We start from the raw sequence: 15751 nt of genomic DNA on the forward strand, positions 1-15751 counted from the left end.
ACTTCCTTGTCCGCGTGCAACCGTCTGTCGTGGATGCCGACAAGCCGCCGTCGAACAACGCTACCGCCGATAGCCGATCAGTGTCGCGTCTCGATCGGATTCTCACATTTTTCGGCGATTGTCGTCCGGGTCGGTCCCACCTGCCGACAACCCATGAGCCCAAGGTCCCTGGATCCGACCGTACCCGGTCCGCGCGACAGAGGTCGACAACTCGAGGATGTTTCTCGTTCACAAAGGTGTCGCGAACGGTCGGCATCCCACCGAGCCGAACAGCTTCGACCGCGAAAACACCGTGCCGATCGGCCGCCGCGGCATTCGCGTCCCGCGTTCGGGCGAGCCGGAATGCCGCGACGGATCGGGCACTACTTCTGCGCGCTCAGCTTCCGGTAGTCGAACACCTGGTCCACGATCCCGTACTCCACGGCCTCTTCCGCGGTGAGGATCTTGTCGCGGTCGGTGTCCTTGCGGATGGTTTCCGCATCCTTGCCGGTGTGGCGGGACAGCGTGGTCTCCATCAGGCGGCGCATCCGCTCGATCTCGGCCGCCTGGATCTCCAGATCCGACACCTGTCCCTGGATGCCACCGGAGGTGGCGGGCTGGTGAATCAGCACCCGGGCGTTGGGCAGCAGGGCACGCTTACCGGGAGTGCCCGCGGCGAGCAGTACCGCCGCAGCGGAGGCAGCCTGACCGAGGCAGACGGTCGCGACATCGGCACGCACGTACTGCATGGTGTCGTAGATGGCCATCAGCGCGGTGAACGAACCACCGGGCGAGTTGATGTACATCGTGATGTCGCGGTCGGGATCCTGCGATTCGAGCACCAGCAGCTGCGCCATGATGTCGTTCGCCGACACGTCGTCGACCTGGTTGCCGAGGAAGATGATTCGTTCCTCGAACAGCTTGTTGTACGGATCGGAGGTCTTGATACCGAAGCTGGTCTGCTCGGTGAACTGCGGCAGGATGTAGCGCGCCTGCGGCATCGTGGCTCCGGCGTAACCCGCGGCCCGCGGATCGATCATGTTCGACATAGATGTCTCCAAAGTCTGTGTAAGGGGCTGCGGGATCAGTTGCTGCGACCGGTCGCCTGGCTGGAGTGAGTGATCACATGGTCGATGAAGCCGTAGTCCTTGGCCTCGGCCGCGGTGAACCAGCGGTCACGATCGGCGTCCAGGGTCACCTGCTCCAGCGACTTGCCGGTGTGCAGCGCCTGCAGCTCGTTGAGTTCCCGCTTGGTGTGCGCGAACTGCTCGGCCTGAATGGCGATATCGGCCGCCGAGCCACCGAGACCGGCGGACGGCTGGTGCATCATGATCCGCGCGTGCGGCAGCGCGTAGCGCTTGCCCTTGGCTCCCGCGGCGAGCAGGAACTGGCCCATGGACGCCGCCAGGCCCATGGCGTAGGTAGCGATATCGCATTCGGCGAACTGCATCGTGTCGTAGATCGCCATTCCCGCGGTCACCGAACCGCCGGGCGAGTTGATGTACAGCTGGATGTCGCGGCTGGGGTCCTCGGCCGCCAGCAGCAGGATCTGCGCGCACAGCTTGTTGGCGATGTCGTCGTCGACCTGGGTGCCGAGGAAGATGATGCGGTCGCGGAGCAGACGCTCGAATACCGAATCACTGAGGTTGAGCCCCGTTGTCGGAGATGTCATGACCGGTCCCGACTTCGAAGGTGCCACAGCCTGATTGCTTGTCACGGATACCTGCCCTCTCTCGCCGGCGAGACGTCTGCCGGCACAGCCTGGTGTTCATTGCGGTCTCCCGGGCTCTTCGTGGTACGAAAGCTACCGCCTCCGTGCCCGACGCTCGACCGCGGCCTGATTCGGTTGACACAAACCCTAACGAAACAAGGCGGCACCGGACTCCCGGTACCGCCCTGCTTCGCTTACAGCTGACTCGATCTGTTGCCGGCGGTTACTCGGCAGCGGACTCCGAAGACTTCGCAGCGGACTCCGTGGCCTGCTCGGACTCGGCCTCCGAAGCCTCCGAAGCCTCCGCATCCGTCTCGGAATCGGCGGGCTCGCCGAACATCTCGGCGGTATCGACCGCGTTGCCGGCAGCGTCGGTGACGGTGGTCTCCAGCACCACGCCGGCCAGCGCCTTCCCGCGGCGCACATCGGCGAAGATCGCGCCGAGCTGCCCCGCCTGCTGGATCTGCTGGATGAACTGTTCCGGAGCCATGCCGTAGCGCTGCGACTGGAACAGGATCCGCTCGGTCAGCTCCTGCTGGCCGACCTCGGTGCCCTCGGCCTCGGCGATCGCGTCCAGCAGCAGCTGGGTCTTGACCGACTTCTCGGCGGCCTCCTTGGAATCGGAGTCGAACTCCTCGCGGGTGCTGCCCTGCGCCTCGAGCGCCTCGGCGAACTTGGCCTCGTCGTGATCGAAACCGTGCACCGCGTCGTGCAGCACGGCGTCGACCTCGGCCTGCACCGCGGCCTCGGGCAGCGGCACCTCCGTCTTCTCCAGCAGCGCCTCGAGCACCTTGTCGCGGATCTCGCCGGCCTGCTCGACCTTCTTGCTCTGCTCGACCCGCTTGCGCAGGTCGTCCTTCAGCTCGTCGATGGTGTCGAATTCGCTGGCCATCTGAGCGAACTCGTCATCGGCCTCGGGCAGCTCGCGCTCCTTGACCGAGCCGACCGTGACGGTGATGACCGCTTCCGATCCGGCGTGCTCACCGGCCACCAGGGTGGAGGTGAAATCCTTGGACTCCTCGGCCTTCATGCCGATCAGGGTCTCGTCGAGGCCCTCGATGAGCTGTCCGGAACCGACCTCGTGCGACAGCCCCGTGGTGGACGCTTCGCTGACCTCTTCACCGTCGACAGTGGCCGACAGATCGATCGAGACGAAGTCTCCGTCGGCCACCGCACGCTCGACGCTCTTCAGGGTGCCGAAGCGCTGGCGCAGCGACAGCAGCTGCTGGTCGATGTCCTCGTCGGAGATGCTCAGTTCGTCGACCGAGACCTCGATGGTCTTGTAGTCGGGCAGCGAGATCTCCGGGCGGACGTCGACCTCGGCGGTGAACGCCAGCTCGTCACCGTCTTCGATCTTGGTGATCTCGATCTCGGGCTGCCCGAGTACCTTCACCTCGGATGTGGTGACGGCCTCGCTGTAGCGCGCGGGCAGCGCATCGTTGACCACCTGCTCGAGGATGGCGCCGCGGCCCAGACGGGCCTCCAGCAGTTTGGCGGGGGCCTTACCCGGACGGAATCCGGGGATCCGCACCTGCTGGGCCAGGGCCCGGTAGGCCTTGTCGAAGTCCGGCTTCAGCTCGTCGAAGGGCACCTCGACATTGATGCGGACCCGGGTCGGGCTCAGCTGCTCGACGGTGCTCTTCACGCCACATGCTCCTTGTTCGTTGTTCTCTGGTGTGTGTCGGTTCGCCGACCGGACCTGCGCCCGGCGACGGGGGTGTTCGGGTGCCGCGCGGTGACGGCGCTGTGGTGCCGTCTGCCGACGGCTGTCCGGTGCCGTCTGCCGACGGCGCTGTTCCCCCCGAATCGCATCCCGATCAGGGTAGTCGACCACGGGGCCGGTCTCGCAAGCCGGGCCGTTTCGCCGAGCCCGAAGCTGACGCGGCTCAGCCGACCTTCACCGCATCGGTGACGAAGACCAGCGTCTCGTTCGGCTTCACACCCTGGCCGCCCGCACCGTAGCCGAGTTCCGGCGGAATGATCAGCAGCCGGCGGCCGCCCTCTTTGATTCCGACCAGGCCTTGGTCCCAACCGGGAATGACCTGACCGGCGCCCAGTGGAAGCGGGAACGTCTCGCCACGGTCGAAGGAGCTGTCCAGTTTCTTCTTGTCCGACCAGGTCACCAGCGAGTAGTTCATCTCCAGCTGCTGGCCGGGCTGCGCTTCGGGGCCGCTGCCCTCGACGAGATCCTTGGTGACCAGCTGGGTCGGCGGATCACAGTCGTCGGGAATGGTGATGGTCGGCGCCGCACCGAAATCGCCCGTCACACCGATGTCGTCGGCGGTGCATTCGCGGCCGTGACTCGGAGCCGGTGCCGCGGGGGCCGCGGTCGGAGCCGAGGCCGCCGCCGTGCTCGATGCGGCGCCGGTGGCCGACGCCGCGGTGCCTGCGTCGTCGTCGCTGCCGCATGCGGTCAGCGCGAGCGCGGCCGCCGCTGCCGCGGCCGCACCGATGATCCTGGCCATTTTCTGCATGCGCGCACCCTAATCGGTACCGGCCAGGCACAGCCGCCCGCCCCCGCACCCACCGCCGGCCGGTGCGGACGGGGTGCGGATCTGCGCAGCAACGCATCCTGCCGGTAGCCTGACGACGAATCTCCATCCGAAGCGGTTACCCGAACACCCCACTGTGAGGAGAACGACCGTGACCGAGTTGGCGAGTTCGGAAGGGCATGTCCCAGCGTCCGGTCCGGGCGCAGGCACGGACACCGCCGCCGACAATATCGGCGGCATCGGCGGTACCACGATCGCCCCCGAGCCGTATCGGCTGGCGGAGGTTCCCGGTCCGCTGGCCCCGGACGAGCTCGCCGCTCTGGATGCCTGGTGGCGCGCGGCGAATTATCTGTCGGTCGGTCAGATCTACCTGATGGCCAACCCGCTGTTACGTACCCCGTTGGCCGCCGAACACATCAAACCGCGGCTGCTCGGGCATTTCGGTACCGTGCCCGGCCTGAATCTGGTGTGGGCGCACGCCAACCGCGCCATCCGCGAGCGTGACCTGGACGCGGTGTTCGTCGCGGGCCCCGGCCACGGTGGGCCGGGACCGAATGCCTGCGCCTGGCTGGAAGGTACGTATTCCGAGCTGTACAGCCACATCTCGCGTGACGAGGCGGGTATGGACGCACTGTTCGCGCAGTTCTCGTTTCCCGGTGGCGTGCCCAGTCACTGCGCACCCGAGACACCGGGGTCGTTCCACGAGGGCGGTGAACTCGGCTATTCGCTGCTGCACGCCTACGGCGCCGCCATCGACCATCCGGAGCTGACGGTGTTCTGCGTCATCGGCGACGGCGAGGCGGAGACGGGCCCGCTCGCGACGAGCTGGCATGCGGGCAAATTCCTCAACCCGGCCCGCGACGGCGCGGTTCTGCCGATTCTCGCGCTCAACGAGTACAAGATCGCCAACCCGACCCTGCTCGCCCGGATTCCGGAGGCCGAGTTGCTGTCGCTGCTGCACGGGTACGGCTACGACCCGATCATCGTCGCCGGGAGCGATCCCGCGGCCGTACATCAGGCCATGGCCGCCGCCGTCGACCGCAGCCTCGACCGCATCGCCGAATTCCAGCGCGCCGCGCGCGAGGACGGCGACGGCATCCGGCCGCGGCTGCCGATGATCGTGTTGCGCACCCCGAAGGGCTGGACCTGCCCACCGGTCGTCGACGGCGACCGAGTCGAGGGCACCTTCCGCGCCCATCAGGTTCCGCTGCCGGCCGCGCGCACCGACGACAGCCACCGGCGGGTGCTCGAACAGTGGCTGCAGTCGTATCGGCCGCAGGAGCTGTTCGACGAGACCGGGCGGCCGTACCCGCAGCTGCTCCGGCAGGTGCCCGCGGGACCGCGCCGGATGAGTGCCAATCCGGTCGCGAACGGTGGTGCGACCATGCGGGACCTACGGCTGCCGGATTGGCGTGACCACGGTGTGGAAGTCACCGCACCGGGCGCCACGTCCCACGAGGCCACCCGGGTACTGGGCGGCTGGTTGCGTGATGTCACCGACGCCAACCGCGACAATTTCCTGATCTTCGCCCCGGACGAACTGGCCAGCAACCGCCTACAGGACGTGCTGTCGGTGACCGGGCGGGATTGGCAGGCCGAAATCGGCGAGTACGACGAGAAATTGGATCGCTCCGGCCGGGTGATCGAGGTGCTCTCGGAGCATATGTGCCAGGGCCTGCTGGAGGGGTATCTCCTCACCGGCCGGCACGGGGTCTTCACCTGCTACGAAGCGTTCATCCACATCGTCGACGCGATGTTCAATCAGCACGCCAAATGGCTCGACGCCAGCAGTGCGGTCGAGTGGCGGCGGCCGATTCCGAGCCTGAACTATCTGCTGACCTCTCACGTCTGGCGTCAGGACCACAACGGCTTCACCCACCAGGATCCGGGCTTCCTGGACGTCGTGATGAACAAAAAGCCCTCCGTGGTACGGGTCTATCTCCCGCCGGACGCCAATACGCTGTTGTCCACCTACGACCACTGTGTGCGGTCGCGCCACTACGTCAATGTGGTGGTCGCCGGAAAACAGCCGCAACCGGATTGGCTGTCGGTGGAGCAGGCCCGCCTGCACTGTGCGCGCGGCGCGGGGATCTGGGAATGGGCCGGGCACAACGACGAAGCGGGCACCAGCCCGGACGTGGTCCTCGGCTGCGCGGGCGATGTGCCGACATTGGAGACCCTCGCGGCCGCGGCCATACTGCGGGACCGGCTACCGCGGTTGCGGATTCGAGTGGTCAATGTCGTCGACCTGATGCGGCTGCTGCCGGAGAACGAGCATCCGCACGGATTGCCCGATCGCGAATTCGACACTCTGTTCACCCGGGACCGGCCGATCATCTTCGCATTCCACGGCTATCCGTGGCTGATTCACCGGCTCACCTACCGCCGGACCAATCACGCGGGACTGCATGTGCGCGGCTACAAGGAGAAGGGCACGACCACCACACCGTTCGACATGGTGATGCTCAACGATCTCGATCGGTACCACCTGGTCATGGACGTCATCGACCGGGTGCCGGGCCTGGGCGACCGCGCCGCCGGGCTGCGGCAGGAGATGCAGGACGCTCGCCTGGCCGCGCGGATCTGGACCCGTGAGCACGGTGCCGACATTCCCGAGGTCGCCGAGTGGCGCTGGCCGTACGGCAGCTAGGCCGACCGGTCACCGAACGAACCGGCGCGCAATCACCTCTTCGCGGTTAGGCTCCGCACATACCCGCAGACACCGGGGTATGTGTGCCCGTCGAGACGCAGGGCGCGAACGAGGAACGGAAGTACCGCATGGACATGCGCTCTACCACCGCGGTGGTCCCCTTGCGATCGGCCGGCCGGGCCGCACCGGGTACCGACTTCACGATGGCCTCGTTCGGCCGGGCATCGTTCGGCCAGGCATCGTTCACCCTCCACTTCACGGGATATCTGTATGCCGTCGGTTTACGTGACGCCTTCGCCGATCTGATGTTCCGGCACGAGCAATTGCGCACGGTCTATCCGATGCCTGGATCGAGCGCCGCCCCGCGAGTGTTGTCCGCGACCGACGAGATCGTGCCCTGCCTGGTGCCCGCGCCGGTCGCCGCGGCCGGCCTGGCCGATGCGGTGGCCGCATTCATGGACGAGGAGACGATCGCTCCTTTGGCGAAGCCGATGCGCGCGAGGGTGTTTCGCCCGCTGGGTGATCCCGAGGAGATTCCGCGGCATCTGCTGGTGGTGATCCTGCAGCGCGCGGCGGCCGACCGCGTGTCATCGGCGCGGATCGCCCGGGACCTGATGACCGCATATGCCGCGCGGCGACGCAGTCTCGTGCCGTCCTGGGATGTGGTGCGGCCCTCCCACCGGTTGCCGGTGCACGAGCTGCAACACGTGCAACTCACCGACATACCGCCGGGATGGCGCGCCGAAGCCTGCGGCTGATTCGGCGCACTCGCACACCGGCCCCGGGAGATGGACCTGCCCAGGTCTACGTGCCGGCCACGGGTTGTGTGAGGTCGTACACGGGGGTGCCACCCAGCACGATCGCCGAGTAGTGCTGCTGGACCCATTGCGTGATCTGCGCTGCCTCCGTGGTGCGTTGCGATCCGCGCGGCCCGTGTTGCTGGGATCCTACGAAGTAATGGATCCGGCCCTGCGCCACGTAATCCCGGAATCGGCCGAGCGTCGGCGACGGATCGCCGCCGCTGAAACCGCCGATCGGCATGACCGCCCGACCCGAGTCGAGTTGGAGGTCCGCAGCACCCATCGAGCTCACCGTGGCGGCCGCCCAGGTGTAGCTGTCGGCGCTGTCCTGCAACAGCTTCACGACGTCCTGGTTCGCGCGATCGCCGAGTCCCGGTCCAGCCCCGGGATGCACCGCAGAGTCGGCTCCGGGCACGTCCGCATCACCCTGCCCGGGAGCGGAGCCGATGGCGGACTCGGCGCCCTGGCCGGAGTCGGCGACGGGACCAGGGCTGCGAGCGGGGCGGGAGTCCGAGCCGGGACCAGCGAAACCGAAGCCGCCCTCGGTCTTCGGCCCGGCCAGCACGATGCCGCCGGTGTGCGCGACGGCGACGGTCTGTAGCGAACAGGCCACCGGTGCGGCGATCGCGACGAGTACCGCGAGGGTGGCCGTCGCCCCGACCACCCAGCGGAGCCGAGGCCGCAGCGGCAGCGCGACCAGCAGCACCACCGTGGCGGCCGCGCCCGCGACCCCCACCACCCATCGCAACCACGGCGCGAAATCGGGGCTCCGGTGTAGCAGCACCACCGCGGTGACCGTCGTGAGTGCCAGTGCCACCGCCAAGACCGCGCGGACCCGCGCCCGGTCGCGTTCACGCCACAGCAGCACCGCTCCGAGCGCAGCGGTCGCGGCTACCGCCGGGGCCAGCGCCACCGTGTAGTACTGGTGGAAGATCCCCTGCATGAAGCTGAACACCAGCGCGGTGACCAGCCCCCAGCCGCCCCACAGCAGCAGTGCCGCCCGGCGGGTATCGGTACGTCCGGACCTGCCGATCAGGACCAGTCCGGCGACGAAGACCACCAGTGCCGCCGGGATCAGCCAGGCGATCTGACCACCGACGGTCTGGCTGAACATCCGAGTGATCCCGGCCTCGGATCCGAAGAACGGGCCACCGTGCGCACCACCCGGATGCGCTCCGGGCCCCGACGACGGCGGCCCGAACCCACTGTCTCCCTCCGCACCGAGCCGCTGCAGCCCGTTGTATCCCAGCGTCAACTCGACGATCGAATTGTGTTTCGACCCGCCGAAATACGGCCGCGAATCCGCCGGCCACAGCTGCGCGATCAGAACCCACCAGCCGGCGCCGACAACTACCGAGATCCCGGCGGCCAGCAATTGCGTGATCCGTTTCCCCAGTCGCGGTGGCCCGGCGAACAGATAGGTCAGTGCCAAGGCCGGAACCACCAGCAGCACCTGTAACTGTTTGGCCAGGAAGCCCAGGCCCACGAATCCCCCGCACAGCACCAGCCAGCGCCACCGGCCGTCCTCCAGCGCGCGAGTCATCGCCCATACCGCCGCGATCATCAGCAGCACCAGCAGCGCATCCGGATTGTTGTAGCGGAACATCAAGGCGGCGACCGGGGTCACCGCCAGCGCCAGCCCGCCGAGCAGTCCGGCCGCGGGTCCGAAGCCGCGGCGGAGCGTGGCCCACAGCAACGCCACCGCCGCGACGGCCATGAGTACCTGCGGGGCCAGCATGCTCCAGCTGTTCATTCCGAACAGCCGCGCGGAGATCTCCATCGGCCACAGTGCCGCCGGGGTTTTGTCGACGGTGATCGAATTGCCCCAGTCGGAGGAGCCGAAGAAGAACGCCTGCCACGACTTCGCTCCGGACTGCACCGCGGCGGCGTAGAACGAATTGGCCCAGCCGTTGACACCCAGGTTCCACAGGTACGCGATCGCAGTGCCGATCAGCAGCGCCGCGACCGCGATGGGCTCCCACGGCAGTATTCGGCCCGGGGGGCGCTCGGACGGATTTCCCACCTCGTCCGCGGGCCCGCGGGACACGACAGCACCTTCGGTCATGCAGGCCATGATGGCCGGGCTCGCCGGTGTTACCGCTGGGACCGGGCTGGGAGGACCCTGTGAACCGCTGCTCCGCGGCCGGGGTGCCGCGCGGAGATGATCATCACCCGCATGCGATGAACATCGTCTCGACTCGACCGGATAGAGTGGTAGGTGCCGAGATCGGCTACGTATGCCCTTTCCAGTCGTGGATATCCAGTCTGCGCGTCGGCCACCCAGCGGTCAGAACACCGCGCGGACCACGAACCCGAGCACCATCTGCGGTTCACTATTGCTGCTCGAAAGGCACCCCGAAAACCCATGACTCCCCGCTCATCCGATCCTGCCGCCACGACCTTCGAGTCGATCGGCGTCTCCGCCCCGCTGGTGGAGGCCCTCACCCGCCGCGGCTTCAGCACACCGTTGCCGATTCAGTCGGCCACCCTGCCGGATACCTTGTCCGGGCGCGACGTCCTCGGGCGTGGCCGGACCGGCAGCGGCAAAACCCTGGCCTTCTCCATTCCACTGGTGGACCGGCTGGCCCGGCTCGACCAGCGGACCGCTCCGGGCCATCCGGCCGGCTTGGTACTCGCACCCACCCGGGAACTCGCGACCCAGATCGCCGCGACCCTGACACCGCTCACCGCGGCCTGCGGGCTGCGGGTCGTCACCATCTTCGGCGGGGTGCCGCAGTCTCGTCAGGTCCGCGAGTTGCGTGCGGGCGCCGATATCGTCGTCGCCTGCCCGGGCCGGCTCGAAGATCTGATCAAACAGGGGCTGGTCACCCTCGACCAGGTACTCATCACCGTGCTCGACGAGGCCGACCACATGGCCGACCTGGGATTCCTGCCGGGCGTGACCCGTATTCTGGCCGCGACTCCGCCGGACGGGCAGCGGATGCTGTTCTCCGCCACCCTCGACAACGGCGTGAACAAACTGGTGCAGCGTTTCCTGCGTAACCCGCTGTCGCACTCCGTGGACGAGGCGCATTCGCCGGTTCCGGCGATGACCCACCATGTTTTCGAGGTCACCGACGGCGAGGCCAAGCGTGCCCTGGTGCAGACCCTCGCCTCGGGCACCGGCCGCCGAATCCTGTTCATGCGCACCAAACATCACGCCCGTCGCCTGGCTCGGCAGCTGACCACCGCCGGAATTCCCGCGGCCGACCTGCACGGCAATCTGTCGCAGGTCGCACGCGACCGTAATCTGGCGGCCTTCGCCGACGGCAGCACGCGGGTACTGGTGGCGACCGATATCGCCGCACGCGGTGTCCATGTCGACGATGTGGAGTTGGTCGTGCACGTCGACCCGCCCGCCGAGCACAAGGCGTACCTGCATCGGTCCGGGCGCACCGCACGCGCGGGCAGCACCGGGGATGTCGTCACGATCATGCTGCCCGAGCAGCGCAAGGATGTGTCGATACTGCTGCGCAAGGCCGGACTGGAGGTACGGCCGCAGCAGGTGACGTCGAAGTCCGAGCCGGTCTCCGCTCTCGTCGGCACCGTGGCGCCGCTCACCGCGCCGCCCGCTCCGAAAACCGGTTCGGCCGAAGGTCATCCGGGCCCCGCCAAGAAGAATTCACGGCGGGCGCAGGGGAATTCACGTCGAGGTGGGAACTTCGCCACCGCGGGCGAGCGGGAACCCGGCCGACGCGGCCGGCGCGGGCCATCCGCGCACGGGCGTTCCGACGGCGGCTCCCAGTCGGCGGCACCCACGCATTCGACCGGATCCGAGTACGGCACACGTGTTCGCTCCTCGGCCGACGGCGCGGTCGGCACCGGCCGACGCGCGAAGACGCGGGCGCGGCGCGAGGCCGGACCAGCCTCCGCCACCTACACCACGTCCTCGGATACCCACCCGGCCTCCGGGACTCGCGGCCGTCGCGAGGACTCCGGCGCGCGCCCTGCGGCGCAGGCACGTGGTGCGGACAGACGAACCTCCGGAAGTGACCGCACCGGGAGCGGCCCGAGCCGCCAGTCCGGCGGGGGTACCCCGAGCCGTGGGCGGATTGCTCGCGACCACCGCGGTAGCGAGGACCGTACCCAGGATCGCCAGCGCGGCCGTGGTGAGGCTCCCGGCCGCACCGGTCACCGAGACGCACCCCGGGGCCGCAACGAGGAATCGGCGCGGGCCGACTCGAGGTCCCACCCCAGCGCAGCCCCGGTCCGTGCCGGCAGCCGGCGCGGCGGCGCGAAGCATGCGGGCCCGCACCGCCGTGCCGCGTCCGGTGATCGGGCCCGCGGTTAACCGGTGACCTTCAGGCCGACGACGGCGCCGACGATCACCACCAGCAGGACAATCTTCACCAGGGAGGCTTGTTCGGCGCCCGTCACCATCGCGTACAGCACGGTGAGCGCGGCGCCGATCCCGACCCATATCGCATAGGACGTGCCGATCGGCAGGGTGCGCATCGCGTACGCCAGCCCCGACATGGATCCGAGCAAAGCGATCGCGAAGACCAACGACGGCACCAGCCTGGTGAAACCGTGGGATTTTCCCAATGCGGTGGCCCAGACGGCCTCGAGACCCCCGGACAAGATCAGTACTATCCACGCCATAGTCAGCATTCCTTTCGGAAATACCGTCTTGTCGGGGTCCGGGTACGGTTGCGATCGTCCGGCCGACCGCGGAACGCGGCCTGTAGAGCAGAGCTTACCCATCGATGCACCGGCCGGCCTGCACCCGCGACGACCTGGTGGGGCGATTCACACCGCCCCACCAGGGTCGCCTCAGATCAGCAGCCGCACGCGACCGCAGCGGCTGCCGAGCCCGTCACTTCGCTGGGAAGGGCTCGTTGATCGTCGTGAAGTACTGTGCCGCACCGAGAATCGCGGCCGGTGCGGTCACCAGCAGCTGTCCCGCCACAGTCCCCAGAGCTCCGATCGCGACGATGCCGCCGAGGCAGCCGACCACCGCCGCGGGGACGAACGGACCGAACATCCCGACGATGGTGGCAGCAGCGACCGTCGCACCGGCGATACCACCGAGCAGGCATCCGACACCGCTGCCGGCCAGCCCGCCGACCAGGGTTCCGATGGTGGCACCGGCGGTGAGTGTGCTGGTCAGCCTGCTCCAGGCGGCCTGCTCACGGTCGTATGGCGTCTTCCACGGTGCCGAGTCCTGGTACGGCAGCGCGACGGGACGGTAGATCGCGTGCGCGGCATCCAGGCGGGGAGTCAGCGTCGCCGTGCGGCCGTCGATGTCGGCGTCGATCGGGAAGACGAAATCGTCGACCCGGAACGACAGGTCGGTGCCCGCGAGCACGGTCCCATCGGCAGCCTCGATCCTGAAGATTCCGTCGTCGTCGACCAGCGAGCCCGCATCGGTCTCGATGATCGTGGCGGCACCGGTGGTGGTGGCGGTGTAGTTCACCGCCGGGTCCGGGGTGTCCGCCGGAGCGACTCCAGTCGATACAACAGTGAATCCAACAGTCGCGGCCAGCAGTGTGCCTACGACATTCAGTTTCCTCATCGGTGTGCTTTCTGTTCGAGTAGCGGGCGAGCCTGCCCGCCGGGGAGCCGCTATACGGTTGCGGCGAGCCCGTCTTCGGTGGATGGGCGGTCATCCGGAATTTGCTGCGACGGCTCCCGGGCGAAGATCAGCATCGCCGCGGCGCCCACCACACACAGCACCGTCATCGTGATGAAACCGCCGTCGTAGGTCCCGGTCCGAGTCACCACGAAACCCATGACCGACGGCGCGACGATCCCGGCGAGCGCGAAGCAGGCATCCGCCAGGCCGGCCGCCGTACCGGGCTGGGTCGGCGCCGCGTCGATCGCGGCGACCCACCAGATGCCGCCGGTGACGAAGCCGAAGCCGACGCCGGCCGAGATACAGATCACGGCGACGGTCAGGTTGCCGCCGACCAGCGGAATCGGCAGCACCGACAGGCCCGCGAGTAGCAGCGCCACGCCGATGATGACGAATCGCGACCGAACGCTGCGAGTGCGCTTGTAGACGCGGTCGACGATGACCCCGCCCGCCAGCGCGCCGACCACCCCGGCGGCCCACGGCGCGATCGAGAAGCCTCCGACTTCCTTGATCGACAGCTCGAATTCACCTTCCAGGTACTGCGGGAGCCAGTACATGAAGGCCCAGAACATGAAGCCCCACGAGAAATAGCCGAGGCCCACGAGCCACAGGTTGCGGTTGCGCAGGATCTGACCCCAGTCGACCTTCTCCTGATGGCCGCTGTCCTCACCGTCCTGCTGCCCCGCCCGGATGTAGCGCAACTCTTCCTCGGAAACGAACGACGCCTCACTGGGCGAGTTCTTCAACGACGGGAGAGCCACGGCCACCCAAGCGATTCCGGCGACGGCGAGGATCCAGAACATGCCCTTCCACCCCGCGAAAGCGATCAGCTGGGTCAGGATCGGGCCGCCGACGAGCAGGCTGCCCGAGACGGCGACACCGCCGATGAGCGCTAGTGCCTTGCCCCGCTCCTGTACCGGCAACCACCGGCTGGTGATCCTGGTCGCGGCCGGGAAGCACGGCGCCTCACCGGAACCGAGGACGATGCGCAACAGGATGAGCCCGATGAACCCGCCGGCGAAGGGCGTCAGTGCCGTGGCCGCGGCCCAGATGAACATGCCGCCGATGAGGACTCGGCGCGCACCGAACCGGTCGACCATCGGCCCCGACAGCAGTGCGAAGAGCATGTAGCCGATGGAGAATGCGGAGCTGATGATTCCGTATTGTCCTGCGGTGATTCCGAATTCACTCTTCAGATCACTGGCTGCGTAGGATATGGCGCTGCGGTCGATATAGTTCACCACCACCAATCCCAGAATGATGGCGATAGTCAGCCAACGCGATTTCATAGCGAACTCCTAGTAGAGTTGTGGCAGGTCAGACGACCCCGCGCGACCGCAGCTTGTCGATATCCTCGGAGCTGCGCCCGAGGTGAGTGAGGACGTCGTCGGTGTCGGCACCCACGGCTCGTCCGGTGTGACGGATGGCGCCCGGGGTACGCCCCATTCGCCACATCACGTTCTGCATCCGCATCGGCCCGAGTTCGTCGTCGGAGACGGTGGTGATCATGTCGGTGGCGACGACCTGCGGGTCGCGCAACAGATCGCTCGGCTTGTATACCGGCGCGACTGCCGCCCCGGCCTCCTCGAACAGGTCTATGACCTGGTCGCGGGTGCGTTCGGCGATCCAGTCGCCGACATAGCGATCCAGCAGGTCCGCATGTTCGGCGCGGGTGCGGCCCGTCGCGAACCATTCCTCGTCGATCACCTCGGGATGCCCCACCAGGCGCAACACCCGTTCGGCGATCGCCTGTGCGCTGGTCGAGATCGCGACCCAGTTCCCGTCCGCGGTGCGGTACAGGTTTCTAGGGGCGTTGTTCTGCGACCGGTTCCCGGTCCGTTCCTGATCGATCCCCAGCTGGTCGGCGTAGATGACTCCGGGACCGACCGCAGTCATGATCGGGGTGAGCAGATCGAGGTCGATCTCCTGTCCGGTCCCGCCGTTGCGTTCGCGATCGAACAGCGCCATCGAGATCGCCGCCGATCCGGCGACACCCGCGATCGAATCCGCGAGGCCGAAGGCGGGCAGCGTGGGCGGCCCCTCCGGACCACCGGTCAGATGGGCGAAACCGCTCATCGATTCGACCAGCGTGCCGAATGCCGGGCGCTTGGCGTAGGGGCCCGTCTGACCGAATCCCGTGACGCGCAGCATGATCAGTCCCGGGTTGCGCCGGGTCAGCTCCTGGTAGGACAGCCCCCAGCGCTCGAAGGTGCCGGGGCGGAAGTTCTCGACCACGACATCGGCCTCGGCTGCCAGCTCCCGGAAGATGTCCTGTCCCTCCGGAGTACCGAGGTTCAGCGTGATCGTCTGCTTGTTGCGGCTGATCATCTTCCACCACAGTGGAGTTCCGTCCTTGTCCAGGCCGTGACCGCGCATGCCGTCCGGCTTGGCCGGATGTTCGATCTTGATGACCTCGGCACCGAAATCACCCAGGATCTGCGCCGAGAGCGGTCCGGCCAGGATGGTGGAGGCGTCGAGAACCTTGATACCGCGCAACGGGCCCGCGGGACCGTCCCCGGCTGCTTGCACACTCACCGCACCCTC

12 protein-coding genes and 1 riboswitch are annotated in these 15751 nt (G+C 67.7%); of the genes, 3 read left to right on the plus strand and 9 right to left on the minus strand.

Features of this window, described 5'->3' with window-relative positions:
• Positions 1-362: 362 nt before the first annotated feature.
• The 4 genes from NV2_RS03105 to NV2_RS03120 all read right to left on the minus strand — a co-directional run bounded on the left by NV2_RS03105 (position 363) and on the right by NV2_RS03120 (position 4164).
• Positions 363-1028 (minus strand): ATP-dependent Clp protease proteolytic subunit, encoded by a 666-nt coding sequence (locus NV2_RS03105; protein WP_067868714.1) that lies wholly within the window; start codon positions 1026-1028, stop codon positions 363-365.
• A gap of 35 nt (positions 1029-1063) precedes the next feature.
• The gene (locus tag NV2_RS03110; protein ID WP_067868715.1) at positions 1064-1651 is read right to left on the minus strand and encodes an ATP-dependent Clp protease proteolytic subunit; all 588 of its coding nucleotides are present in this window, start codon (positions 1649-1651) and stop codon (positions 1064-1066) included.
• A gap of 262 nt (positions 1652-1913) precedes the next feature.
• On the minus strand, positions 1914-3335 hold the full coding sequence (gene tig / locus NV2_RS03115; RefSeq protein ID WP_067868718.1) for a trigger factor: 1422 nt from the start codon (positions 3333-3335) through the stop codon (positions 1914-1916).
• A 241-nt stretch (positions 3336-3576) separates the two neighbouring features.
• Positions 3577-4164, minus strand: coding sequence for an FKBP-type peptidyl-prolyl cis-trans isomerase (locus NV2_RS03120; protein WP_067868729.1), 588 nt, complete (start codon positions 4162-4164; stop codon positions 3577-3579).
• 256 nt (positions 4165-4420) lie between these two features.
• Between NV2_RS03120 and NV2_RS03125 the strand changes: the two genes are divergently transcribed.
• Together NV2_RS03125 and NV2_RS03130 are read left to right on the plus strand one after the other, a co-directional pair.
• A complete protein-coding gene (locus NV2_RS03125; protein ID WP_373863529.1) occupies positions 4421-6832 on the plus strand; it encodes a phosphoketolase family protein in 2412 nt (803 codons plus the stop codon).
• A gap of 128 nt (positions 6833-6960) precedes the next feature.
• Complete coding sequence (locus NV2_RS03130; RefSeq protein ID WP_157102714.1) at positions 6961-7590, plus strand: condensation domain-containing protein; 630 nt, start codon at positions 6961-6963, stop codon at positions 7588-7590.
• Positions 7591-7636: 46 nt separating this feature from the next.
• Here NV2_RS03130 and NV2_RS03135 read toward each other — a convergent pair whose 3' ends face one another.
• The gene (locus NV2_RS03135; protein WP_067868735.1) at positions 7637-9697 is read right to left on the minus strand and encodes an ArnT family glycosyltransferase; all 2061 of its coding nucleotides are present in this window, start codon (positions 9695-9697) and stop codon (positions 7637-7639) included.
• A gap of 300 nt (positions 9698-9997) precedes the next feature.
• On the opposite strand from NV2_RS03135, the gene NV2_RS30605 reads away from it, so the two are divergent.
• Positions 9998-11923: a DEAD/DEAH box helicase gene (locus tag NV2_RS30605; RefSeq protein WP_084473790.1), complete on the plus strand. Its 1926-nt coding sequence runs from the start codon at positions 9998-10000 to the stop codon at positions 11921-11923.
• Here the strand turns inward: NV2_RS30605 and NV2_RS03145 are convergent.
• The 4 genes from NV2_RS03145 to NV2_RS03160 form a co-directional block, all read right to left on the minus strand.
• The gene (locus NV2_RS03145; protein ID WP_067868738.1) at positions 11920-12234 is read right to left on the minus strand and encodes a DMT family transporter; all 315 of its coding nucleotides are present in this window, start codon (positions 12232-12234) and stop codon (positions 11920-11922) included. The two genes, NV2_RS30605 and NV2_RS03145, sit on opposite strands and share 4 nt — an antisense overlap.
• 17 nt (positions 12235-12251) lie before the next feature.
• A riboswitch (guanidine-III (ykkC-III) riboswitch) is annotated at positions 12252-12319 on the minus strand.
• A gap of 129 nt (positions 12320-12448) precedes the next feature.
• Positions 12449-13147 (minus strand): DUF8020 domain-containing protein, encoded by a 699-nt coding sequence (locus NV2_RS03150; RefSeq protein WP_067868741.1) that lies wholly within the window; start codon positions 13145-13147, stop codon positions 12449-12451.
• Between the two features lie 50 nt (positions 13148-13197).
• Positions 13198-14496, minus strand: a complete 1299-nt coding sequence (locus NV2_RS03155) for an MFS transporter (protein WP_067868744.1) — start codon at positions 14494-14496, stop codon at positions 13198-13200.
• Positions 14497-14524: 28 nt separating this feature from the next.
• Positions 14525-15742, minus strand: coding sequence for a CaiB/BaiF CoA transferase family protein (locus tag NV2_RS03160; RefSeq protein ID WP_245662411.1), 1218 nt, complete (start codon positions 15740-15742; stop codon positions 14525-14527).
• Positions 15743-15751 lie beyond the last annotated feature (9 nt).

It is taken from the genome of Nocardia vermiculata NBRC 100427, from assembly GCF_001613265.1.
In the GTDB taxonomy this organism is placed as follows: Bacteria; Actinomycetota; Actinomycetes; order Mycobacteriales; family Mycobacteriaceae; genus Nocardia; species Nocardia vermiculata.

Bases quoted from the DNA above. Each gene is read 5' to 3' on its own strand.
- NV2_RS03105 (WP_067868714.1), bottom strand. From the start codon at position 1,028: ATGTCGAACATGATCGATCCGCGGGCCGCGGGTTACGCCGGAGCCACG.
- NV2_RS03110 (WP_067868715.1), bottom strand. From the start codon at position 1,651: ATGACATCTCCGACAACGGGGCTCAACCTCAGTGATTCGGTATTCGAG.
- NV2_RS03120 (WP_067868729.1), bottom strand. From the start codon at position 4,164: ATGCAGAAAATGGCCAGGATCATCGGTGCGGCCGCGGCAGCGGCGGCC.
- NV2_RS03130 (WP_157102714.1), top strand. From the start codon at position 6,961: ATGGACATGCGCTCTACCACCGCGGTGGTCCCCTTGCGATCGGCCGGC.
- NV2_RS03135 (WP_067868735.1), bottom strand. From the start codon at position 9,697: ATGACCGAAGGTGCTGTCGTGTCCCGCGGGCCCGCGGACGAGGTGGGA.
- NV2_RS30605 (WP_084473790.1), top strand. From the start codon at position 9,998: ATGACTCCCCGCTCATCCGATCCTGCCGCCACGACCTTCGAGTCGATC.
- NV2_RS03145 (WP_067868738.1), bottom strand. From the start codon at position 12,234: ATGGCGTGGATAGTACTGATCTTGTCCGGGGGTCTCGAGGCCGTCTGG.
- NV2_RS03150 (WP_067868741.1), bottom strand. From the start codon at position 13,147: ATGAGGAAACTGAATGTCGTAGGCACACTGCTGGCCGCGACTGTTGGA.
- NV2_RS03155 (WP_067868744.1), bottom strand. From the start codon at position 14,496: ATGAAATCGCGTTGGCTGACTATCGCCATCATTCTGGGATTGGTGGTG.